Below are 23,557 nucleotides of genomic sequence, written 5' to 3'. Positions count from 1 at the left end.
AGCATCGCAAGGGGGATTTATCCTATGGCCACTTTTGAACTCATTGAGCAATACGGCGACCATGAAGAAGTGATTTTCTGCCAAAACAAAGACGTGGGACTGAAAGCTATTATTGCCATTCATAACACCACGCTGGGCCCCGCCCTTGGCGGCACACGCATGTGGAACTACGACAACGAAGACGACGCCCTTATCGATGTTCTTCGTCTCTCTAAAGGGATGACCTACAAGGCTGCAGCAGCCGGCCTAAACTTAGGCGGAGGCAAAGCTGTTATCATTGGTAATCCCAAGACAGATAAAACCGAAGAGATGTTTCGGGCGTTCGGAACTTACGTGAACTCTTTGCGTGGCAAGTACATCACCGCAGAAGATGTGGGCACAACGGTCAATGACATGGAGTACGTGTTTATGGAAACCCCCTATGTCACCGGAATCCCTGAGGCCTTTGGTGGCTCGGGTGACCCCAGCCCCTATACGGCGCATGGAACATTGATGGGCATAAAGGCCGCGGTAAAAGAAAAACTCGGGGCTGACTCACTTAAAGGCGTGCGGGTTGCCGTGCAGGGTTTAGGCAATGTGGGTTCCCATTTGGTGGAGTTTTTGATTAAAGAGGGGGCCGTTGTGACCGTGGCCGACATTGATCAAGATAAAGTGAAGCGCATTTCTGGTAAGTATGACCTCACTTCCTTAGATCCACAGGGCATTATCACTAGCGAATGTGACGTTTTTGCTCCTTGCGCACTCGGTGCAGTGATCAATGACGACACCATTGCAAATCTAAAATGCTCTATCGTTGCTGGTGGGGCAAATAATCAGCTGGCTGAATTGCGCCATGGTGACGCCTTAATGGAAATGAACATTTTGTACGCGCCCGATTACGTGATCAACGCTGGCGGATTGATGAATGTGTTTGTTGAGCTAGAGGGCTATTCATCTGATCGGGCTTTTGAAAAAACCACTCAGGTTTATGATAACCTAATGAAGGTCTTTGCCATATCAAAGCGCGAAAACATTGCCACACAGCGAGCCGCTGACCGTTTGGCAGAGCACCGAATTGAAAAAATCGGGGGGCTTCGCCAGCACCATCATGGGCGAACGGCCAGGCCTTTTTCCACGCTAAAAGAAATGAACGAAAGACAAAAGTAATTCGTCGGGCGGCGAAGGAGATTTAAGCATGAGCAAAACCAAAATAACAAAAGAAGAGCTTAAAGGGCCCGACTCATTTGTGATGTTCTCTGATCGAGTGATCAAAATGATTGAAGATCATCGAAAGTTGGTGATGTCCGTATTGGTGGCGGCATTTGTGTTGGGCGCATCCTATGTGGGTTATGAGCAGTTTGAAAAACATCAAGAGGTCGTGGCCAAAGAAGCTTTATTTAAAGTGGAAAATGAGCTGGCCAAAAAACAAGAATCCTTGGCCGAGAAAAAAGACATAGCTGAGTCGAAAGACAGCAATGGTGCCACTAAAGCTGAAGTGGTGACAGAGGCTGATTCATTCGCGGCAGAAGTGGAGCCCCTGCTTCAGAAGTTTCGCCAAGTCATTGTCGATTATAAAGGCACTCAGTCTGCGGTTTCGGCGGCATTTATTGCGGCTGAAGCCTACGCAGAAAATAAAAACCCAAAAGAGGCTGTGGAATCTCTGAAGCTTGTGGTGAATGAAGTGAAACCCGGGCATCTCACCTATGGAATTCTTCAAAGTAAATTGGCAACACTCAGCATGGACCTCGGCAACTACGAACATGCCATTGAACATCTCGACAACGTGATTAACAAGAGCCAACAAAAATATTTGTTTGCGGATGCCTTATTGAAAAAAGGTATTTGCCTTGAAAAGTTAAACAAAAATACGGAGGCCCTGGGCGTTTATTCGCAAGTCGATGAAGATTACTCTGAGACATCTGCGGCTCGAACGGCTCGCACGTTTCGGCGCCTATTGTTGCTGAGGCAAAACAGCAGCTCCTCGGGTGGAGAGTCGTAAGGATGGTTAGTCCGAAGTTAACACTCATCTTGGCCTTTATGTCACTGGTTTCTGGGGGTTGCAGCCATCTCAGTGAGTGGACGTCTAGCCTTAAGCCTGCGAAAAAATTTGTCATCGAACGGCAGTGGGTGAGAAACACCTTATCTGAACCTCATCTGGGTTTTAGGCTCCTCCATCAGATGCAGCCACTGGTCAGTCGGAATGTGGTGATTCAGGGCAACAGCATTGATGGGCTTACGGCATATGATAAAAAAACCGGAAACCTCATTTGGCGCCTTCCGCTACGCGGAGGTGTTGAAGCCGGGGCTCAGCTCGTCAATGGCTTTTTGTATTTTGGAGCCAACGATGGACAATTCTATTCAGTAAATGCCGAAACTGGGCATATTCGCTGGACTTTCCCACTGCGCTCAGAAGGCTTAGCCACCCCCACTGTGGATAATGGTGAGGTTTTCTTATTAAGTGGAAACAATGTGGCCTACGCACTGAATGCTGACACAGGCAAACAGGTTTGGCTCTACAATCGACGAGACTCTTCTAATATTTCTGTGCGTGGCGGCAGTCGGCCTGCAGTTATTGGAGATAAGGTATTCTTAGGCTTTAGCGATGGCTTTCTAGTGGCCTTGAATCGAAAAAACGGCGGCGTGATTTGGGAGCGTTCTCTTAACCGCAATCGTCGATTCAAAGATGTAGATGCTGGACCAATAGCGGATGAAGAGTTTCTTTATGTTTCGGCCTATGACGACGGTGTTTATTGTTTAAAACAAGAAACAGGTCAGATTCTATGGCGCACGGATCTTGGTGGGGCGACATCGGTGACACTGGCCCCTCAAAAAGTCTTTTATGCCACATCAACCGGAGAAGTGGTGGCCCTTGAGCGGCGCTCCGGTAAAATGATATGGAAGCGACAGCTGCGTCGAGGTGTTGCCACACGCCCGGTGCTTTACCGTGGTTTATTGGTGTACGGTGAATCTGATGGAGTGCTTCAAGTGGTGAGCTCTAACGATGGAGCGCCTGTGGCCCAATACGATACGGGCCGAGGTCTTAATGCTGAGCCTCATGTTGACCCAGAAACAGGTGAGACCTTCTTGATGTCAGTGAATGCAAATCTCTTTTCGTTGAGAATGGCCTGGAAATCTCCATCAGAGACCTGGCCATGGGAAAGATGAATATGACATTAAAAAAATATCTTATCAGTCTGTTTTACATGGCTTTTGTATTTACAATCTCCTGTACATCTGGGCACTGTCGTCGCACACCACAAGGGCAAAGTGAGAGCATGAGTCCAGCTGAACACGTATTTGTCTACAAAGATGATGAAAGCTTACAATGTCAGCAGAAGCGCGGCGTTGCTTTAGAAATCATGGCCAAAGAACTCACCGAAAAGAACATCATTGTCTATTCCAGTGAAAATCGACCCGACGGCAAAATGCACATCCAGCTCTGCGGAAGCCCTACAGGAATGATCAACGTGTACGAGATTTCTGACAAGCAATTAGATGAAGCTTTAAGGCTCGGCTTTAAGAAGTTTGAGCAAAACTAGGTAGAACAAAGTTGAAGTTGCAATCCATCAAAGAGTTAATTGTCGACGTTCCGGATTTTCCGAAGCCGGGAATTATTTTTAAAGATATAACCCCTATACTCTCAAACCATCACGCTTTTCAAAGCCTGATTAAAGTAATGGCTGAATCTGTCCCGCAGACGGCCACCCATTTGGCCGCTATTGAAAGTCGTGGGTTTATTCTAGGCGCAGCTCTCGCTCAACATCTGGACAAATGCTTGGTGTTGGTGCGAAAAAAAGGAAAGCTCCCCAGAAAAACAATGAGCATCAGCTACGACTTAGAATACGGTCAAGACACCCTTGAGATCCAAGAGGGTGACCTCAAACCCGGCGATAAAGTGGTGATCGTGGATGACGTTCTGGCCACAGGTGGCACAGCCCAGGCCACCGAAGCACTTTGCCAAAAAATGGGTGCCGAAGTGGTGGAGCATTTATTTTTAATGGAACTGACTTTTTTGGGTGGCCGGCAAAGGCTTGAAAAACCCATACAGGCCATTTTTTCTTACTAGTTTTGTCGATTAGACAGCACTTGTTCAGGTTTTAATAGGTCAGGACAAAGGTCTTTAACCGTAGATTCAACAACTTTCTTTTTTAGATTGGTCATAATCACTGGCGCATCGGATTCAAAAAATTCAGCCATCACTTGCCGGCAAAGACCACAAGGGGCCCACGGGTCTTCTTGATCCGTAATCACAAGTATGCCCTTAAACCGCCGATGACCTTCACTGACCGCCTTCATGATGGCCACCCTCTCAGCGCACACTGTGCCACCGTAGGAGGCATTTTCCACATTGCATCCGGCATACACCTGCCCTGAGTCCGTCAAAAGGGCTGCGCCCACTTTGTGCCCGCTGTACGGGGAGTAGGCATTTAAAAAAGCCGCCTTTGCCGAATCAAAAAGAACATTTAAAAGCTCATCACTTTTCATCATCACCGTTTGCCTTTTGTGGTTTTCGTTGTCCGAATTTCTCCATCAATTTTATAGATTGTATCGCCACAGTGCCTGAAACATCTTGCAGCTGATCAAATCGTTCCAGCTGTTTTACGCCCTCTGTCCCCTTGAGTTCGATGGTGAGCACCGGCACACTTTGATCCACCCACATGTATCTCCCCAAACTGCCCGGAAAATTACCTAAAGAGATCCAGGGCAGGGGGCTAAACAGGGGGAACTTTAATTGTTTTGGACCATCGAAATCCAACATGCCTAAGGGCGTATGCACTGAAATAATAAAGTGCGGGTTGAAGTCTTTAAAGTGGCTCATCAGGCATTGGGTTTCCTTTTCGCTTGCGGGATGGGGGCCCGGATAGCGTCTCGGGTCTGCCTTTTTCTTTTCTCGCCAGTAGCGCAAAGCCAACTCCTGCCAGTCTTCTGTGGGAAAGTTTCGGTTTAAATCCACTTTTCGCGCATTGGTCCTGGTCTTAAGTTGCCAGCCATCGGGGTTGGCAATGGGTATAACCCGCCAAGAATTGCGCGGATCGAGAGATTCAAGACGGGTGATCCACGACCGCGCCACCGACCCACTTGTGAGCTCATCACCATGGATTAAAGCAATGGTCAGAATTCGTTTGGCCTGATTGGGGTTTTCGCTCTGGCGATCGTAGTGGTAGATGGGTCGCCCCTTTTCACTGAAGCAATCTTGCAGCATTTGAACTTTTTGGCAGGCCGCGTACACCTCAGAATTTTTTCGAACTCCAGGCAGGTCTTTTAAGTCGCTGTAACAGTTTTCTGAAAGATCCTGAGGAATTACTGGGCTTGGCGCAGATGATACACTAGGGGCCGCCGTCAACTTTTTACTAACAGGGACGGGTGCCGGAGGCACTGAGAGTGTCTGCATCTGAGGCTCAGTGACATCGACTTCAGATGTTAAATCGCCCGGCTCTGCACTCTCCGCGCTTCGGTCTTTTGTAACGATCCACTGCCGCTCAGGCGTTCCTGAACAATTTACGAGAACGCCTCCAAAAAGGCCTGTGAGCAGAATGGATTGCAAAGTTAAAACCTGTTTTAATAACAATTTAATAAACCCTATTTACTAATGGAAGCCAACTCGACCATTGTGCGGCAAGGCTTTGTGAGAGTCAACTTTAGCCGTTTTTAGGCGACTGAAGGGGGGAGAGCCGCCACAGGCTGGTGATAAAAATCAATATCTTCTTGTATGCGCATCTGACCTACGCTTTCAATAAAAAGGGCCATGCGAATGTCTTGCGACAAAGTTTCCCAAAAAGCATCAGCACCAATTTTAAGCACCACGGTGCGCTCCCTTGCTGTGATAGTGGCCGTTCGCGGAACATCGGCGATGAGGGCAATTTCTCCAAAAAAGCCACCTTGTTTAATGCGAGCTACCGGATGGTCGTTGATTAACACATCCACCGCACCCCTAAGGGTCATATAAAAACTGTCGCCCCTGGCCCCTTGTCGAATGATGGTTTGTTGGGGGCCGTATATTTCAATTTTTCCACGAGCCATAAATAGTTGAACCACCTCTGTAGGGAGGTCACGAAACTCCGGCGCCGATGAGAAAAACTGATTGACCATGATAAGGTTTTGAAAATCATCAATCTCTCTGACATATTGTGAATCACGGGCCATTTGCCGAATCACGTGGGCAGGAATAACAAGCACGATGGCGTCGGTTTGCGCCACCACGTCTGCCGTTCGAGGTTTTTCTTCAATCACAGCCACTTCGCCAAAAATGGCTGATGGATGAAGTTCGCCAAGGTGATTCACTTGTCCCCCGTCGATTCGTTTTTCCACATCCAAGATGCCATCTAGAAGCACATAAAGAGATCGCCCCATATTCCCCTGAATTACAACGGGAGTGCCCACAGGATATTTTATAATTTCGCTTTTACTGACAATCATACTTAAAAACTCATTGTTAAATGCGGTAAATAGCGGCAAATGCTCAAGGATTGTCATCACTTCATTATATTGAAAGTCATTAACTGTTCTAACTTTTCGCTTTCTCGCATAACTGCGCAAACGCCTTTGGGCAGGCATCACGATGTTGGCCATGACCACTTGACCTAGGTTAACAAAAACCATGGCAAAACAACTCACCAGTACGAATAAGATTCCCATTGCTGCGAGTTGCTCGTCCATATCCGCTTTTGCAATGGTATCAAATAATCCACGAGCCTCTTTTGCCAGTGATCCGCCCAAGAGGTAAAAACTAATCACAGACCAAACAATTGCAACGTGGGAGTACATAAAATACAAACCTGTATCGGACTGGCGCTCAGAGGGACTAATCAGCGATAAAAACGATCGCGTCTTAAGGTAGGCCGTCAACCGCACTAAATTTTCATCTTCGTACAGGGCTCGAAAAAACTGAGATAGTTCGCTCGGTCGAAAAGGGTCGAGATCAACAATAGCCAACACAGCGCTGATCATAAACAGCACCTCTTTATAGGGTGCATCAGGGAATAACCAATAAAAAACGGCACTAAAAACAAAGTAACTTAAAGCAACGCTTAAATGAAATATTGTCACATATAACTTATTAGAGATTAAAAACAGCGATTCACTTCCTGTTCTGAAGTAGAAAAATGCACCATTGAAAGCTAGACTGAAGTTGTAGGCGCGGCCAGTGAGGAACAGCAGCAAAAACAATTTCAAAAAGTTTTTCAAAGACATCAAAATAGAGCCTGAAACAACAAACAAAACCAGGCTTCGTACGAAAGAGTCATCCACATGAAGAAGTTTTAGGGAGAGGCTATCAAAAGAAATCTCCCCCAAAGCCAAAATAGCCAAAACAATGGTGGCCATGGATACCAAATAAAAAAGTCCTGGAGAAATCCGATCATTAAAAATGCGTTTACCTAAAAAGACTTGCCAGATAGGCTTAAGTTTAAAGTTGAAGTTCCACGAGTCTGGTCGCTCTTGCTCGACCGGCTTCAGTTGATGGCCATTTTGTAAAAAACCTCTTTCGCGCAAAAGCATCACCGCTTTGTAGGTGGCCCTGAAGTGTACGCTGCCTTGCCGCCTATAAAGCTCTTCAATGATCTCTCTTAAAGAGCGCTTTCCATCACACAATAACAAGAGATCAAGGTTTTCAATGGGCAATACGATTTGGTCAAATGGGGAGCTTGTTTCAAAAACAACCTTGTCCCCTTGAGGGATAACCTGACCAGCTTTAAGTCGGGGACGGAAGTTCTCAAAACTTTGCACGGATAATCTCCTAAGCCGACTTCTCAGTCAGACTAAATTCATAAAGGTGACGCATCAGATCTTTGATTCGATCACTGGGCTTTTTAAAATTGGCCAAACATACAAGCAACTCATCTAGATAGTACGGAGACACGCGCTGTCCCGCCACCACTTGTCCGCGAGAAACCTTGTAAACAGGTGTATAATCGGTGAGGATTTCCACGTGATGATGTTGAAAGTGAACTTCAGCTAAGACCTCGCTGTCGTTCGAAACGGGGAGAAAGATCACCGTCTCACCAGTGGGAGCAAGCCACATCTCTTCAGCGCGAATGCTCACATCCACTCCGTCTTGGGGTACTTGACGAAATTTCGTGCCCATGTATCCGGGCTTCAACAGCAAACTGAGTCGCACAAGACCGGGAGCGCTTAAATCTAAAAACTGAATATGTCTGCGGTTAAGGTTGACTCCAACCACCATGGCGTTCACAGTGATCTGCTCGTCCGCCCACTTCAAAGTGATTGGCACCTTTTGCCCCACGGATTGACCCATATGCCCACTGTCATCAATCAAGCAAAGTCCGCCCACACTCACATCGGCCACGCGAATGGATTTACCCTTTATATTCACCTCAGGAAGTCCACCAACAGCCCCCATGTCAGGATAATTCACCCGAATGTTAGCTCGGCGATCCATGGCATTTAAAGTAATCATTTTCTGAAGTGAAGTGGATTCACTCGCAGAACCGCTTTTTGTTTTAAAAATCTTCGCTAAGAAAGAGAACACTTTTCACCCACTTGTTGTGCCTTTATATCGGCAAAAACCTGCGGGATCTCGAGGTTGAGCTTGTGAAACTGCACGTAGGTCCTGGGGAGTTAGTCGTTACTGAAAATAGCCCAAATAATAAGGGGCTTTTCTCGGTGATTTTGGTAATCCAGGCGCCACTGGAGCGCATGTTGAAGTCGTTTAGACAAGGTAATCGCCAGGGTTTCCGAAGTTGGAAAAGCCAGCTCCCCATCTTCAGTGGCCTCGGCTATTGTCACTGTGGCCAGGTGCCCTTCGATAGAGTCCACTCGCACGAGGTGTGGCTCCGGCACGGAATTGCGCACAGACTCTTCCATCAGAGCAAGATCTTCGTATCGAACGGAGGTGATCTCACCTTCTGTCTCCAAAGCTACAGATCTCAGCCCAGCAAACCCCTTCAGGCGCGGTGCTTGTGAAAGAGTTCCGCGACAATCCCTTTTTGTCGCGCCCGTTTCCGCAGAAGCAGAAACTCCAAAGAACACAGTGGTCACAAGACAAAGTAAAACCCCATAAACGCTCTGCATAAATTCACCCTTACTTTATTTGGAAAAACAGTCTAATTAGCAACTTGCGTACCATTTAACAACCGTTAGATTGATATTTGAATTGAGTAAGTTGAAAAAACTATAGATTTCAAGAAAGGGGAGAGCAAAAAATGGCCACCCAACGACCTCGTCTCATCCAAGCCCTTTTGTTAATATTAATGATGTGGAGTCCCTCAAAGAAAGTGTGGGCCCATATGGACTTAACTGTGAGTGGCAAGTTACGAACCTACCCCTTAAGCGGGACAGTTGATCTGGAGTGGGGAAAGGGGCTTGTGCTTTGGGGGAATCCAGGAGCTGGAAACTCCAGTAAAAGCCCTTGGTATGGGTACACCAGGGGAGCTCTTACATTGTCCACAGCTGGGGTCTATAATGGTGCTCTCGTGGAGTGGGAAGTCTATCCCATTTCCTTTTTGGGCGTAAAAGCCGGGGGGGAGGCTTACAACAACAGCCGCGACTACACGGCCTATGATTGTGAGGCCTATCGGTGCCAGGGTGATTTTATGAGTCACTTTGTGGAAGGCCGATTAGGTCTTGGCGCAGGCCCGTTGTTTTTATTCGCAGGCTATCGACAGACCGATTTGAGTCCTAAAGTGGAAGGGGATGATTATGTAGAGCCCTTTTCAGGGCTTGTGGCCAATGGTGTGCGCGATCGGCTGATTATGGCTCGGTCCGCCCTCGGTGTAAAATTTAATGAGAGGTGGGCTTTTTCGGTGATGGGCATTTACCTAGAAATGCTTGAGAACTCAACCTTCAGCCGCACCTATACGGGCCAAATTCATTACTCCAAAAGTAATTGGACGGTGATTTTTGGGGGAGGGCAGTTTGAATCGGCTTTAAAGGCGCCAGGTTTGACCATTAACGGAGTGGTGAAGTGGGATATCATTCCTGGCATCGGGCTCTTGTAGATGTCCTTTGATTATAAAAAAAAGCCAAGCTAAAAGTAGCTTGGCTTTTTCATTCGATATTTACTGGGTTATCAATCGAATTCGTAACCTACGCGAAACTCAAGATTTGAGAAAAACAGTGTCGTGTCCACAGTCACTTCTTTGTTAGCCACATCATTGACAGCATTGTAGGCATCTTCATGTGTGGCGTCGTATCTGTGCCACTGACCGTACCAGAACACACCGTAACGCCAGTAGCCTTTGCCGGTGCGCTTAGCCGTACGACGAATTAGACCTAACGATCCGTCAAAGGCAAACTTAGGAGTCAGATCAAAGGTGCTACCCGCTATTGCAGGGTATTGGTATCGCATAAACGTCTCAAAAGACCACTTCTTACTAAAATCTACCAGATATTGAGCTCCGGCAGTAACCATAGTGAGGCTATTTGTTTTAATCTCGGTGGCCGCTTGTGACGTTGTTGATGACCGGGCCACGAACGGTACCATGTGTTGCTGCAATCCAAAATGAACACCCAGTTTACTGGGGTATTTATTGCTGACCAAAAACCGGGCCTTTCTGGGGAACCAAGTGGCTTCAGGGGCGAAAATCAGCCATTGGTAGCTCGAGTTGCCCTCGACAGATATATCTTGCGGTCCTGGATTGTCTTTAGACGTAGCCGAGCCAGGAGACATGTTGAAGGTGAGGTGCGTGCGCCATTGGTCGTTGATGTTCCACTGTCCTTTAAGAAATACGGAGGGGCCTTCAATGGTAGTCCAATCAAGGGGCTCGCCATTAGCAAAATAGCTGGCGTGCTGGCCGTACAAAACAAAGTTCACACCCATACCGCCCCAGATCCCCCAACGCTTATCGGTAAACGGCGAGGAACGAAGACCCGCACGGTTAGTCATGCGCACTTCTTCTTCTGTCACAGAGAGGTTAATTTGATAAGTCTTCGCTTCGCCCCCTTTTGGCGTGACCGCAACCGGCAGCTGGGCTGTCATAAATGGAAGATCAAGGACAAGCTCAAAGTATCCATCGCTGTCGGCCATTAACGATTGGCCTTTAACAACTACTTTTCCGCTTTCAATATAAGTGACTTCACCTTCTTTGCCTACAAGAGCCACCTTTTCTTCTTCGATATTCACCTTAGTTTGAGGTTGAGTTCGCCCAGAAAGTGTCACTCGAGCGCGATCTTTTTGTGCTGAGCGACCCACTTGAGGCTTAAACCATTCCACTCGGAGGCCTGCCTTTTTAGTTTCTTTGGCCGAAGTATCTTCTTCTGCTGATTTCCTGTCTTTAGCTTCTACGGGTTCACTGTCAGCAGCCACTTCTTTAGAAGCATCACCTTCTTCTGGTGCGGCTTTAGCCGCCGCCTTTGGGGCAGATTTCTTTTTTGTCTTTGCTTCTTGAGCCACAGCCTGGGCAGACAGAAAATACCCGACCGCGATGATAAAAATCATTCGTCCTAATTTGAGTGATGTCATGCTTGATGCCCCTTCCAATATGAACTTGTGCATAAATTATCTGCATAGTCCATGGGGGCGTCAATTAATTGTTTTTTAAAATATTCCAGTAATTAGGCGGCTTGCTGCTTATTTTTTGCGCACTCAAACATAAAGTAGGTCACATCGTCATGGAGGGGGTGGCCGTTACGAAAACTCTTGATGTTTTCGCCAAGGGTCTTCATCGAGTCCTGCAATGACTCGCCGTCGTTAAAAGACTGCAATATGAGGCGGGCAAACTGACGTTCACCCCACATATCGCCCTCACTGTTATTGAGCTCTGTGACGCCATCTGTATAAAAAATAATCCTATCCCCAGGGGATAGATCAATACTTACTTTTTCATATTGGCTGTCCGGGGTTTCACCCAGGCGTTTTCCTATTTTTTCCATCAAAGGTGTGAGGTCTTTTTTCTTTAGCTTTTTGCCCTCTTGCGGCCTCATCAGAAACGGAGGGTCGTGACTGGCATTGCAGTATTCAAATTGCATGCTGTCTCGATCAAAACAACCCAAAAAGAAAGTCATCATAACGGTACCATGAGAAGTTCCATAAATGGCTGAGTTAAACAGTTCCATCACTCGATCTAGCGGAAGGTCGGGGAATTTTTCAAGAATGCCCGCCGCACTTTTTGCAGCACTGGTCACGAGAGCGGCTGGCACTCCGTGGCCAGTGGCATCGCCAATCCAGAAATAAACCTTGCTGCCCACTTCACTATAAAACCACCAGTCGCCACCGCATTCACTGGCTGACTGATAAAACCCGCGAATCTCAAGGTCACTGTGAACAAGATCTCCGGTCGGGAAGAGTGTAGACTGAACAACCTGGGCTGTTTTCAACTCAGACTCCATGCGAGCCTTTTCTGCCGTCTCACTGAGTAGACGCTTGATTTCAGCCGCCATCAATCGAAAACCTGCAGATAGCGAACCCACCTCATCACGGCCCTGGCCAGGAATTTCCACATCAAAATTACCTTGAGCCACCTGTTGAGTCGCGGCTAATAATCGCTTGAGTGCAGCAGTCAGCCCCGTGGAGCTCAACACACTAATAAAGACGGTGATGCAGATGAGTAACATAATAAATAACACAGATTTAATCACAATCACATAAACGGCCTCTAGCGCTGTCGACTCCGGAATCATCGACACAACCTTTAGGCCCCCATATCCAATTTCAGAAGCGGCCACCAGGTATTTTTCTTTCGATCCTTTTGCTTGATAGGTACTAATTACCTCAGGGCCGGCCAATTTATCTAAAATGGCATTAATGGCGCCATCCACTGCCGACTCTGGCAGATCATAGGTCCAGTGAATCGGGGAGACCACACGCTCTGCGGTGTCTCGCACAATAAACGAATCCTGCATCTGGCCTTGGGCGAAGGATTCAATAAACCCACCCTTATTTACGTAAGATATAACCACGACCGGTTCCGCTTGCCCGGCCAATGCCACACGTAACCCGAGTAGCCAATGACCAGGGACTTCAGGTAGAATTCTAAGAGAAATCTTGTTCGCTAAGGCCTCTTGAGTCAGAAAGTTAAAGGGCTCAGAAAGTTGTTCGGTGGTAACGGGAAGGCCGTCTTGGAGGATCTTTGTCGCCTCGACGTACTGTTGAGATTGGCTATTTGGTTGAAACACCCAAAGCCCCTGCAATAAACTGTCGCTTGTAAACATTGATTGAGCATAGGGGTGAAAGGTCACTTTCTGCGAATTAAAACCACGTAAATAAAAGTTGATCTTGTCTACCGCAAAGTCCAGCTCCGAGCGAATTTGAATGGCGGTGGATCGACTGTGCGATAAATTGGCATCAAATACGTAGGCAATCTTGTCACGACGAAAGTCTACAATGGCCAGCCATCCATACACCACAAGCATTATGGTGGTTAGTAAAACCAGCATCATCATTAACTTAAGCTTTAAAGATATATTGCTCATAAATTTCATTGCTCTCACTTGTCGGGCGAAGTGTAGAAAAACTAAAGATTTTTATTATTTTATTTTTTTCTAAACTTTTCAGCCTGCAATTACGATAGCACCTTGAGGAGTTGAACGACTATATGATGGACCAAAGCCTTGGCAGGCTAGACAAATTCATTTTAGCGATATCGTTAGTGGGCGCGTGCGTATTTGGCGTACTGCTGTGGAATGAAAATATCCTTATTAGTCGCTTGGCTTCAAATAATCCTTCTCTTGAGCCCATTGGTCGCATTGAATTTTCAAGAAATGATGTTCGTCGACGAGTGAACCGAAGCCTCATGTGGCATGACTTATCCAGCGAAGAAGTGGTTTTTGATCGCGATAGCATCTTTACCGGCGAGAATTCTGAAACAGAAATCAGCTTGGGAGATGGCAACACCATTCAGGTGGGGGCTAGCAGTTTAGTGGTCATTCGCCGGGATGGCGACGAGGTCAGTCTTGACCTACAGGCCGGCACTTTAATGGCGGATCTTTCAGGGCAACAGTCAATTAGCATCAAAAACGGCAATGAAAAAGCAAAACTTAAAAGTACCGATGGCGTTAAGGCCCGAATCATTCGTATAAAAAACGGCGGAGTGCGCATGGCACCCAAAGCCGGATCTGTTGAGGTCCATATTCTTGGTAAAACCGAAACCGTGGGCGACAAAGAAAATCTAATCATAAGCCAAGACCTAAAAATTGAAAAACAGCTCTTGTCAGTGGATGCCTTGGGACCGACAAACAACACGGTCGCGTCTGCAGATAAAAATGGCCAACTCGTATTTGAGTGGAGCAAAGCAAATCCAAATGAAAAATTGAAATTTCAACTTTCTGAATCCGCAGATTTTCGCACCACAGTGTTAGCTAAAAAAACAAACGCTTCAAAGTTGAGTGTGGAGGCTAAAAATCTCAAACCTGAAACCAAATACTATTGGCGCTTAACCACTCAGGATGAAGTGGACCCACAACCCCTTAGCCAAACCGTGGCCTTTAACTTCTCCTCAAATGAGGGGCCAGAGCTGATCTATCCCACTGTGAATCTCAATTTGACGGCAAAAAAACCACTCGGTGAAAGCGACACTCTGAACCTGAGTTTTGAATGGACCCCCAAGGCGGGGGCACGAAAATACCAGCTGCAGGTGGCCACGGATAAGAATTTCTCAGCTCCTGTTTTTGATATTATGACCAACAAAACACGATATGAACCGGTGGCCTTGCCAAAGGGCACCTACCACTGGCGGGTGTCAGCTGAACGCGGTGAGAGCGAACCCATGCTATGGAGTCAGATAGGGACTTTCTTTGTGGATAAAACAGAAAATCTTCAGGTGGTGTATTTGGAGCCCACACCTGCGACTGATTTGACTCCACCACCGGCAGAAAAAGCAGCCGAAGATCTGCAAGTCTTGTTTTTAGAGCCTGGAGCCGGGGAGAGCTTGGCCGAAGTGGAAGCCCAAACGGCCTACGGTCCTCCGCGTCCAATTGAAAAACCAAAACCTCTATTCGATGTCTCGCCCTTGAAACTTGTTAAAAAAGACCTCAAAGTGCTGCTGAAATTTGATGAAAAGGTGGATGTTCGAAGTCCATCTAGTGTGGCCGACCAACTGTTAAACCCACCGAAGTTTCAATGGCAAAATCGAAAGAAAATAAAAAAATATATTATACAAATATCAAAAGAAAAAACGTTTAAAAAACCACTTGTCTCTGAGACTCTAAAAGACAATTCCTTTGATTGGAGAGATGTCACGTTGGGGAATTTCTACTGGCGAGTGCAAGGTGTGTACGCCAATGGCGACAAAACAGAACCGAGTTCCACGGGCACCCTGAAAACGCAACTAGCCCCTCCAGCCATACCACCAAGCTTTGAATTTAGTCAGTCATTTGATGATCCGAAATACCTAACCGCGGTTTACAAACCGGTGAAGGTGCAATGGCAAAATCTTCCATGGACAGAGTCTTACAATGCTATTCTAGCTAAGGACCCAGATATGAAACAAGTGGTGGCAAAAAAACAGGTGAAAGACTCAGGCATGACATTAGAGTTGGCTGATGAAGGTCAGTATTACCTGTCGGTAGCCGCTATGAAGGATGAAAAACGAAAACTGAGCAGTTACACAAAACCAGTCAAAGTGAATCTTGAGAAAAAGCTCTCACTTGAGGCTCCACAGGTGCAACTGCCAATCGATGGTGTGACTATGGTTTCATTTGGCGGAAGCAGACAGGAGCCTATTTTATTTAAATGGTCTGATGTCAAAAACGTAAAGCACTACGAGCTTCAGATGTCACGGGCTGAAGACTTCTCCGGTGTGTACAAGAACATCAAAAAAGACAGCGCTAGCTTCGTGTTTAAAGATTCGCTTGAAGCCAATACCACTTACTGGCGGGTGAGAGCTGTCCACGGAAAACACACCTCCGACTGGTCAAAAGTTCGACAAATTGAGGTCCAAAAAATCCCAGGAGCCTAATAGGTTCCACCTCATCTCGAAATCCAAAAAACGAGCAAAAAACTCTTAAAATTCCTCAAGTTTATTGAATTTCCAGCCGATAGGCTAACTAGATCGAAATCCATATTTTAAAGGGATACGATGGTTAAGGCGTGGGGAACATTTAGCCTTTTGGGCTTAACACTTTTAGTTTCAGGATGCGTGGGGCCGACCACACCGTTTGGTGCTCTTGAGGGCCTTGCTTTGCCCAAAAAAAATCAATCCGAGATGCTTAGTGCCACAAATACGGGAGCCACCGAGGACACCTCTGATGATGAACAGATCGCCTCGCTTCACCCCACTGTGGAATTTTCTCCAGGTCGACAGATTCTGCATCGACCGATAGATTTTCATGTCACAGTAAAAGATCCAGAGTCCGTACCAGAGTCAGCTCAACTGCGTGTCTATTACAACGGACATAACGTTACAAAAACATTTCTGAAACAGGCAATTCAATCAAAAACTCCAGACCACAAGGAGTGGACGTTTACTTTTAAAAAATTACCGCTACTCCCCAGTAGAAATAATCACGTAAGATTTATTTACGCTAGAGAGTCAAAATCCGAACTCTTTTTCAACGATCTAAAACCTCCTGAGTGTCTTTTGTATGAAGATAAAGACCTTGTTAGTACGGGGCAGTTTTCGCCACCGCCCAGCTACTTGCAATCTGTAGTGGCATGGTCGTCCCACCACCACATTAACCCGGCACTTTTAGCCGGCCTGATCGCGCAAGAATCCAGCTTTGATCCAAATGCGGTCAGTTGGGCAAAAGCCGTAGGGTTAACACAAGTCACTAATTTGGCAGATGTGGAAATTGCAAAGAAACACCCGGAGTGGCCCCGGTCTGAACGAATCAAGAAGTATCCGGCCAGTGTAGTTAAGACACTCATTGCGACTAATGAAATCTCCCGCGAAGAAGATTGGCGATTAAATCCTGAGTTGTCTGTTCGTGGCGGAATAGCCTACTTAGAATATTTGAACGGGTATTGGACGCGCCCTCAAAACTACAGCCACCTCAACGACACGTTTAAATCGCCCAACCAAAGAATGACCGATGTGGTCCTAGCCAGCTACAACTCGGGTGCCGCTCGTGTAAAGAAAGCTATCGAAGAAAATGGAAAAGATTATCTCGATTCTCCCCAGTTGGGAGAGGCTAAAAAGTATGTAAACAGGATCAATAGTCTTTGTTACTATTTTTCCACTCCGCAAAAGGATAAATTATGAATAAGCGACCCATAACATTAAACATTCTCAGTTGGTTTTTGATGTTCATCGCTCTTTCGTTTCCCGTGCAAGCAGCCGTGATCTATGGCATAGGTTTTCAGGATTGGCAGGGCGTCTTCTATAAAATTTCTGCCCTTAACTGGATGGTCACCTTGACCTGCTTAGCGAGCATCCCTGTTATTTTCTCTGCCAGCCGGGGCATGCTGATCGCCGTCCCGCTCATGATATTGGCTGTGGGCTGGAACAATTATGTGGTGGGCTCTTATGGCGAAGATTTTAACCTTACGCAAACAACCTGGGCCACAATCATGTTCGCTCTGGGTCAAGGTGTGGTTTTGTCAAAAGATGTGATCTACCTATTGCAAAACCCCAGTCAACGCCGCTGGCTGCATAGCCCGCGCAGACAGGTGACTTTGCCCATAACCGTGCAGCCTGTTCGAGACAAACCTATGGAGCTGAAAAGCTTTGATTTGTCAGAAACAGGAGCCTTTCTAACTCTTTCGGGCCAAGGCAAGACCGAGTTCGAAACCGGCGAACAGTTTTCTATGCGTTTTTCTCTAGGAACGCTTCGGCAGGTGAAATGTGATGCGCGGGTTGTTCGGCACAATATGGCCTCAGGAAAATACCCTGGCGGTGTAGGAATTGAGTTCGTCGATATGACCCGAAGTGATCGACAGGCCCTCAGAACCTACCTCGATGAGGTGGGCCAACGCCCTGATCATCTTACTTAGATTGGGGAAGATTCCGCATGGTGTGCGACTTGGGTCGCCTCAACCGAATTTAAGATCAAGAGGCAGAGGATTGCTCCGATGATTCCTTGCGTATGGTGTAGGCTATCGCTTGATCCACATGCACTTCAAAACGATTTTTCCAGACAATTCTATCGCCTTCCATTTCAAACACTTCTTCCCACTCTTCTTGTGATTTCGGAAAACAATAGACGCCTTCAAATTTTTTTAGATCGCACGTATAACGAATACCTTCATCTGTATCAAATTGAACTAGAGGCATTTCTAGCGCCCTCACAGCGACGACTATCGGATCGGCCTTACCCATGGAATCTCCTCACCATTTACTGCCCTTTTCCAGGCATTGTGGATTTCATCTCTTCGCAACTCAGACCATTCCGCCACTAATTTATCGGCCCTATTGCCTAAACTTCCTTCGATCAGCTTCCCCTCCAAATCAAAAACAGCCTTAAATTCTCCATACTTGGCATGAAAGTGGGGTAGCTTGTGTTTATCAGTGTCAAACCAGTACATCCTTATCACAATTCCAAAAAACTCACAAATTCTTGGCATTAACGTGCCCCCAGAAAGTTCTTATTCATTCCGTCTACCTCGAAATACACCTTGAGACTAGCATTGGCTCACCTCAAATCAACTTTAAAAGGGCCTACTTGTTGCGCCGTAGTTTGCCCTACTAAGATATGGCCCTTTTTTTGGAGTGCCCACCACTTCACAAACAGAATGATCCGAAGCCCAAAAAAAATGCCTCCAAATCCCACCAAAGTCCTAAAGTTTTCGAGGCCGCCGCCGATAGGTGTATTGTCTATGAGGCTATTGCATTTTCTTTTCGTCATTCTGATCACGGTGAGTTTTCCTTCGATATCAGGTTCTGAAGAATACCAAATCTTTGATGGCCGCTTTTATAATGGCTTGTTTTATCCCCGAATAGATATCATTGAATGGGGTGAGCCCATCCATCTCCAGTTTCAAATTTACGACAAAGTCCATCAGATCGACATCAGCGGACAGGCTATCGATCATGCTGGAAGAACGATTTTTGAGGTGGCTTTTGATTTCACTTTTCGCGGTGAGCGACTGTGCCGACGAGTTCTGGCGCCACCCACATTTCGCCCGAATGAAAAACTCTACTTCTACGTTGAAAAAGACGCCAAAGATATCAACAACATTCTGGTTAGTGCACAGCCCATAAAAGATAAGGTGCCCTACCAACCAAAACCCTTTAGCAAATGTATTGAGATCGCAGCCCAAACCCCAGAGAAAAATCCGGCTGATACCGGACGCCGACCGGCGGGAGAGCAGGGCCCAAGAACCATATTTGACCAACATACCAAAGAAAATATGGGCGATAAGGGTGCAAAATTTGAGTACCAACCCATAGACAGCGATTACAATCTGTTTGGCGATTGACCCCTTCTAAATATGTGACTACCAATAGGCGCTATGAAGGTCGCTGTCTTTGATACCCACAATTATGAAAAGCAAACCCTATTGACGGCTGCAAAACGGCAGGGCTTCTCCTTACATTTTTTTGAAGTTCGATTAAATGCTGAAACTGTAAAATTGGCATCAGGGTTCCCGGCCGTATGTGTTTTTGTCAACGACCGGCTCTCAGAAGAAGTTTTAGCTGAACTCGCAGGGCAGGGGTGCCAAGTTATTGCCCTTCGTTGTGCGGGCTTTAATAATGTGGATTTAAAAGCAGCTGAACGGCACAACCTGCCCCTGCTGCGGGTGCCGGCCTACTCTCCCCACGCCGTGGCTGAGTTTGCAGTGGGCCTTATTTTAACACTCAATCGAAAACTCCACCGCGCCTATCACAGAGTGCATGACATGGACTTTCGACTTGATGGGCTTATGGGATTTGATCTCTACAACAAGACTGTGGGGGTCATTGGCACCGGTCAAATAGGGAAGGTGTTTGCACAAATCATGTTGGGTTTTGGCTGCCATGTGGTGGCCTCTGACCCTGATCCTGATAAAGACCTCATCGAGAGGGGCGTTAATTACGTGAATCTCAATGATCTTTTTAAAACATCTGACATCATTAGTCTGCACTTGCCTCTTAATAAAAATACGCAGCATATAATCGACAAGGAGGCCATTGAGCTAATGAAACCCCATGTAATGCTAATAAATACAGGGCGGGGAGGGCTTATCGAAACACGCGCTCTTATTGATGCGTTAAAAGCCAATAAAATTGGATCTGCAGGACTAGACGTTTACGAAGAAGAAGAGCAGGTGTTTTTTCATGACTTTTCAGAATCTATAATGCCCGATGACGCGCTGGCGCGGCTGATCACCTTCCCCAACGTATTGGTTACCTCCCATCAGGCCTTTTTAACTAAAGAGGCACTCACCAATATTGCTGATACAACCATTGATAATCTCAGTGGATTTTTTGCCGGCAAACCCCTTCAAAATAGAGTGGAAATTTCAAGATAAAATAAAACCGCCCTTTGTCTAGCTCGCTGACGCTGTCGACACTGAGCTTTTCATCCCAGTTCTTGTCAGAAAATTTAAGTTTACACCGATTCAATGTGAGGATTTCATGAGGACTCGCCGCATGATGGGCATAATGTCACCCATCTGATAAGCTTTTTCGGTACCTTACCATCTCAATAGGGGACAACATGGTTTACCCAGTCTCAGTTCTTGGATTTGCAGATCCATTTAGCAGCTGGTCGCATCTTTTAGCTGCCGGTATTTTCTTGTTCTGCGGGATTTTTCTCATACGAAGAGGGCGAGGCAATGGGCCACGCATTTTCGCACTGTCAGTTTTTGTATTTGCCTCTATTTTTTTATTTTCAATGAGTGGCGTGTACCATTTGTTTCCGCGATTTGGCAGCACCACGCGAATGGTGATGCAGCGATTAGATCATGCCGCCATTTGGCTAATGATTGCCGGCAGTTTTACACCGATTCATTATATTCTTTGTCGAAGGTGGTGGCGCTGGGGAATTCTGGCTTTTGTTTGGATTATTGCGATCACGGGACTTGTTTTAAAAACCGTCTTCTTTGACGACATTCCAAACTGGGCGACGACCAGTCTTTATATTGGTCTTGGTTGGGTAGGGGTTCTTTCTTTTTACAAACTAAAAAACGTGATCGGCCTTTCACAGATGAAGTGGCTGGTATTTGGCGGCCTTGCCTATACTGTGGGCGCAGTGATGGACCTTTTAAATTGGCCCGTGATTGTCACCGGATATTTTCAGTATCATGAAATTTTTCATTTACTAGTTGTGTTTGCTGCCGCCAGCCACTGGTATTTTATTTATCAGTGGGCAAACCACCCGGTTTATGACCATTTTGTGGTGGATGTGAGAGAGCGATCAAGTCATGAGTTTCGGGCTCACGTCATCGGTGAAGCTATTCAAGTGGTGGCTGATTCAAAAGAAAGTTTAAAAAACCTCATTCAAAAACAGTTTCATGATCGCTTTCATCACAGGTATTTTCCGAAGACCTTGAGTCTTCGCTACGTCCAGGAAGAAGTGGTTTCGGCGCCGGAATCCTCGTCGCAGGTCTAGTTTTTCGATAAAAGTCCAAATCATACTAAGGTCTCTGGCCCAAATACCGATGTTGTCCATAGGTATAGGAGAAATCACCTATGAGACGCTATTTAATTTTACTGATTGCGCCTTTCTATTTTGGATGCAGCGAAGTTCAATTCATGGAAGCCCCTGAAGCTCTTCGCCAAAGACTCAACCAAAACTTTATTCTTATTAATAGAGGTGATGTTTTTACTACAAAAATGCCTGTGACCTTGTCTGTGTCCGCTAAAGACAATCAAGAAATGTATATTACAAACGATCCCACATGTAAGTCCGGTGGAGAATGGCAGGACTTTGAGGCTGAAGTGGCTTGGACCCTTGGCCAAACCAACACCCAAGCCTTTGTCTACGCAAAGTTTCGCGATGAAGAGGGTATTGAATCTGGCTGCCTCAGCGACGACATTATCCACGATAACCTGCCGCCTGAGTTAGAAATAAAGAACAAACCCAGCTACTATAACAATAAAAAAAGTTTAGGCTTGGGCCTTTTGGCGGTGGATCGCGGCGTGGGTGTTGCGTCTTTAACATGCCAGCAAGGCATTCATGGGCAAACATACGGCTGTGAAAAGGAAGTCACCCTTAGTGATCTTAAAGAGGGTGAGAACACATTTTATTTTGAAGCAGAAGACCGAGCTGGCAACAAAGCCCAGCCCATTTCAACAACCTGGATTGCTGACTACACACTGCCTTTGGTGAAGATAGAAAGCCAACCTGAAAAATGGTCGAGCAAATCCGATCACAAAATCACTTATTCTGGCGAAGACGCCCTATCTGGAATAGAAGGGTTTTTCTGTAGCCATAACACAAAACCATTTACCAGCTGTAAAAATGAAACCAAATTTAACAACCTCGATGAGGGTACCCACACATTTGCAGTGATGGCAATGGATCAGGCGGGGAATAACTCACTACCGGCATCCTACACCTGGCATATCGACAAAACAGCCCCATTAGTAGCCTGGACTGAGACTCCCGCAGACCACTACAACAACAAGCCTTCAAAAATCTCATATGTTGTCAGCGATAGCTTTAGTGGCCTTAAGACTGTGCAGTGCCGATTAAACGATAATATCCAACCCTGTCCTGCTCAAAGTACAATTGAAGTGGACCCCATGCCGGGCCAATACCGGTTTACAGTTATGGCTGAAGACCTTGTGGGGAACAAATCCACTCTGGAGCATTCGTGGCAGATCATTGATCGCTTTAAAGACATGGACCAGCACCTCTCACTAGATGATTCTAGTTTTGATGTGGATGTTTTATTTGTGGTCGACAATTCGGGGTCGATGGCCGAGGAACAACGAAACATGGCTCGAAGAATCGACAACTTCATTGAAAAAATCGAAGGCCTTCACTGGCAAATCGCAGTGACATCCACTGATCCACGCTCTTCGCGCCCGCAACGTCAATGTGACAGCGAATGGTGGTCTTGTGAGCATGAGCCTATTGAACATGGTGACGGCGGGTTTGTTCGGTTTAGCAGCGGATCCTCCATACTAACCTCTGATGCCGGAGCAGCCCTGGCCCAACAACAGCTGGGTCAAGCCATAGAGCTTGGCACAGATGGAAGCCCTTCAGAACAAGGGGTTCGAGCAACATACCGAGTTCTAGAAAAAAGTCTTCACCCTGAAAAATACCCTCTGCAGGCTCAATTCGTAAGAGAGCATGCACCCCTGGCCGTTGTGCTCATTTCAGATGAAAACGAAAACGCCAGCGAGGCAATCAACAAAGCCGATCATTTATTGCGGTTTATTGATCAAAAATGGCAAGGCAATAAATCATTTCAATTTCATTCAATGATCAACTTAAGGGAATTCAGCTGCCCAAACAATGAAGGCCAGTTTGGTTTTGAGTATTTAAAACTCAGTCAGTTGACAAATGGCGTGGTCGGGTCCGTTTGCCAAGAAAACTACTCTGAAGACCTTGCTGAAATTGGTCAAGATGTTCGAGAGCAAGTCACAACATTTAAGCTGGACTGCGTGCCTCAAGACAAAGACGGAGACGGGGAGATTGACCTTACAGTTCTACTTGAAGACGGCTCTGAGGCGCCACCTCATAGGTTTTCAGGATCTACGGTCATCTTCAGGGACCCCTTGCCTCCAGGAAACCACCACTTGCAGTACACTTGCCTGAAGTAGCCAAGCCCTTTGTTTTAGGGGGGCTTGAGTCCGTGATGCCAACGAGCCACCGA

Annotated in this window: 22 protein-coding genes; 13 read left to right on the top strand and 9 right to left on the bottom strand. The window is 46.5% G+C overall.

The window, feature by feature from the left end; translation table 11 throughout:
- The first annotated feature begins 24 nt into the window (after nt 1–24).
- From H6626_03565 to H6626_03545, 5 genes are read left to right on the top strand one after another with little or no spacing between them, the layout of a single operon-like run.
- Complete coding sequence (locus tag H6626_03565; GenBank protein USN48178.1) at nt 25–1,146, top strand: Glu/Leu/Phe/Val dehydrogenase; 1,122 nt, start codon at nt 25–27, stop codon at nt 1,144–1,146.
- Between the two features lie 28 nt (nt 1,147–1,174).
- Complete coding sequence (locus H6626_03560) at nt 1,175–1,978, top strand: tetratricopeptide repeat protein (protein USN48177.1); 804 nt, start codon at nt 1,175–1,177, stop codon at nt 1,976–1,978.
- 2 nt (nt 1,979–1,980) lie between these two features.
- Nucleotides 1,981–3,144, top strand: a complete 1,164-nt coding sequence (locus H6626_03555) for a PQQ-binding-like beta-propeller repeat protein (GenBank protein ID USN48176.1) — start codon at nt 1,981–1,983, stop codon at nt 3,142–3,144.
- A gap of 2 nt (nt 3,145–3,146) precedes the next feature.
- The gene (locus tag H6626_03550; protein USN48175.1) at nt 3,147–3,518 is read left to right on the top strand and encodes a hypothetical protein; all 372 of its coding nucleotides are present in this window, start codon (nt 3,147–3,149) and stop codon (nt 3,516–3,518) included.
- 17 nt (nt 3,519–3,535) lie between these two features.
- Nucleotides 3,536–4,045, top strand: coding sequence for an adenine phosphoribosyltransferase (locus H6626_03545; protein ID USN48945.1), 510 nt, complete (start codon nt 3,536–3,538; stop codon nt 4,043–4,045).
- On the opposite strand, the gene cdd is transcribed toward H6626_03545, so the two are convergent.
- The 5 genes from cdd to H6626_03520 form a co-directional block, all read right to left on the bottom strand.
- The gene (cdd, locus tag H6626_03540) at nt 4,042–4,464 is read right to left on the bottom strand and encodes a cytidine deaminase (protein USN48944.1); all 423 of its coding nucleotides are present in this window, start codon (nt 4,462–4,464) and stop codon (nt 4,042–4,044) included. The genes H6626_03545 and cdd overlap by 4 nt on opposite strands.
- Nucleotides 4,454–5,548 (bottom strand): DUF2817 domain-containing protein, encoded by a 1,095-nt coding sequence (locus H6626_03535; protein ID USN48174.1) that lies wholly within the window; start codon nt 5,546–5,548, stop codon nt 4,454–4,456. Before H6626_03535 ends, cdd begins: the two co-directional genes overlap by 11 nt.
- 80 nt (nt 5,549–5,628) lie before the next feature.
- Nucleotides 5,629–7,704, bottom strand: coding sequence for a cyclic nucleotide-binding domain-containing protein (locus H6626_03530; protein USN48173.1), 2,076 nt, complete (start codon nt 7,702–7,704; stop codon nt 5,629–5,631).
- Between the two features lie 10 nt (nt 7,705–7,714).
- Entirely contained in the window at nt 7,715–8,467 is a 753-nt protein-coding gene (locus H6626_03525) for a hypothetical protein (protein ID USN48172.1), read from the bottom strand.
- Between the two features lie 89 nt (nt 8,468–8,556).
- The gene (locus H6626_03520; GenBank protein ID USN48171.1) at nt 8,557–9,009 is read right to left on the bottom strand and encodes a hypothetical protein; all 453 of its coding nucleotides are present in this window, start codon (nt 9,007–9,009) and stop codon (nt 8,557–8,559) included.
- 131 nt (nt 9,010–9,140) lie between these two features.
- Between H6626_03520 and H6626_03515 the strand changes: the two genes are divergently transcribed.
- Complete coding sequence (locus tag H6626_03515; protein USN48170.1) at nt 9,141–9,935, top strand: hypothetical protein; 795 nt, start codon at nt 9,141–9,143, stop codon at nt 9,933–9,935.
- Between the two features lie 71 nt (nt 9,936–10,006).
- On the opposite strand, the gene H6626_03510 is transcribed toward H6626_03515, so the two are convergent.
- On the bottom strand, nt 10,007–11,398 hold the full coding sequence (locus H6626_03510; protein ID USN48169.1) for a hypothetical protein: 1,392 nt from the start codon (nt 11,396–11,398) through the stop codon (nt 10,007–10,009).
- A 92-nt stretch (nt 11,399–11,490) separates the two neighbouring features.
- Complete coding sequence (locus H6626_03505) at nt 11,491–13,347, bottom strand: SpoIIE family protein phosphatase (protein USN48168.1); 1,857 nt, start codon at nt 13,345–13,347, stop codon at nt 11,491–11,493.
- A 122-nt stretch (nt 13,348–13,469) separates the two neighbouring features.
- On the opposite strand from H6626_03505, the gene H6626_03500 reads away from it, so the two are divergent.
- The 3 genes from H6626_03500 to H6626_03490 all read left to right on the top strand — a co-directional run bounded on the left by H6626_03500 (nt 13,470) and on the right by H6626_03490 (nt 17,803).
- A complete protein-coding gene (locus H6626_03500) occupies nt 13,470–15,830 on the top strand; it encodes a hypothetical protein (protein ID USN48167.1) in 2,361 nt (786 codons plus the stop codon).
- A 120-nt stretch (nt 15,831–15,950) separates the two neighbouring features.
- Nucleotides 15,951–17,072: a transglycosylase SLT domain-containing protein gene (locus H6626_03495; protein USN48166.1), complete on the top strand. Its 1,122-nt coding sequence runs from the start codon at nt 15,951–15,953 to the stop codon at nt 17,070–17,072.
- Complete coding sequence (locus H6626_03490) at nt 17,069–17,803, top strand: PilZ domain-containing protein (GenBank protein ID USN48165.1); 735 nt, start codon at nt 17,069–17,071, stop codon at nt 17,801–17,803. Before H6626_03495 ends, H6626_03490 begins: the two co-directional genes overlap by 4 nt.
- A 55-nt stretch (nt 17,804–17,858) precedes the next feature.
- Here the strand turns inward: H6626_03490 and H6626_03485 are convergent, their stop codons facing one another.
- Both H6626_03485 and H6626_03480 read right to left on the bottom strand, forming a co-directional pair.
- On the bottom strand, nt 17,859–18,128 hold the full coding sequence (locus tag H6626_03485; GenBank protein ID USN48164.1) for a hypothetical protein: 270 nt from the start codon (nt 18,126–18,128) through the stop codon (nt 17,859–17,861).
- Nucleotides 18,107–18,373, bottom strand: a complete 267-nt coding sequence (locus H6626_03480; protein ID USN48163.1) for a DUF4160 domain-containing protein — start codon at nt 18,371–18,373, stop codon at nt 18,107–18,109. Before H6626_03480 ends, H6626_03485 begins: the two co-directional genes overlap by 22 nt.
- A 252-nt stretch (nt 18,374–18,625) precedes the next feature.
- Here H6626_03480 and H6626_03475 point away from each other — a divergent pair, with 252 nt between their 5' ends.
- From H6626_03475 to H6626_03460, 4 genes are all read left to right on the top strand, one after another.
- Complete coding sequence (locus H6626_03475) at nt 18,626–19,228, top strand: hypothetical protein (GenBank protein ID USN48162.1); 603 nt, start codon at nt 18,626–18,628, stop codon at nt 19,226–19,228.
- A gap of 33 nt (nt 19,229–19,261) precedes the next feature.
- A complete protein-coding gene (locus H6626_03470) occupies nt 19,262–20,260 on the top strand; it encodes a 2-hydroxyacid dehydrogenase (protein ID USN48161.1) in 999 nt (332 codons plus the stop codon).
- 188 nt (nt 20,261–20,448) lie between these two features.
- Complete coding sequence (locus H6626_03465) at nt 20,449–21,342, top strand: hemolysin III family protein (protein USN48160.1); 894 nt, start codon at nt 20,449–20,451, stop codon at nt 21,340–21,342.
- 80 nt (nt 21,343–21,422) lie between these two features.
- Nucleotides 21,423–23,504: a hypothetical protein gene (locus H6626_03460; protein ID USN48159.1), complete on the top strand. Its 2,082-nt coding sequence runs from the start codon at nt 21,423–21,425 to the stop codon at nt 23,502–23,504.
- Nucleotides 23,505–23,557 lie beyond the last annotated feature (53 nt).

The organism is Pseudobdellovibrionaceae bacterium (assembly GCA_023898385.1).
In the GTDB taxonomy this organism is placed as follows: Bacteria; Bdellovibrionota; Bdellovibrionia; order Bdellovibrionales; family UBA1609.
Note: the sequence above shows the minus strand (reverse complement) of the source record. Positions and strands in the feature narration are given on the sequence as shown.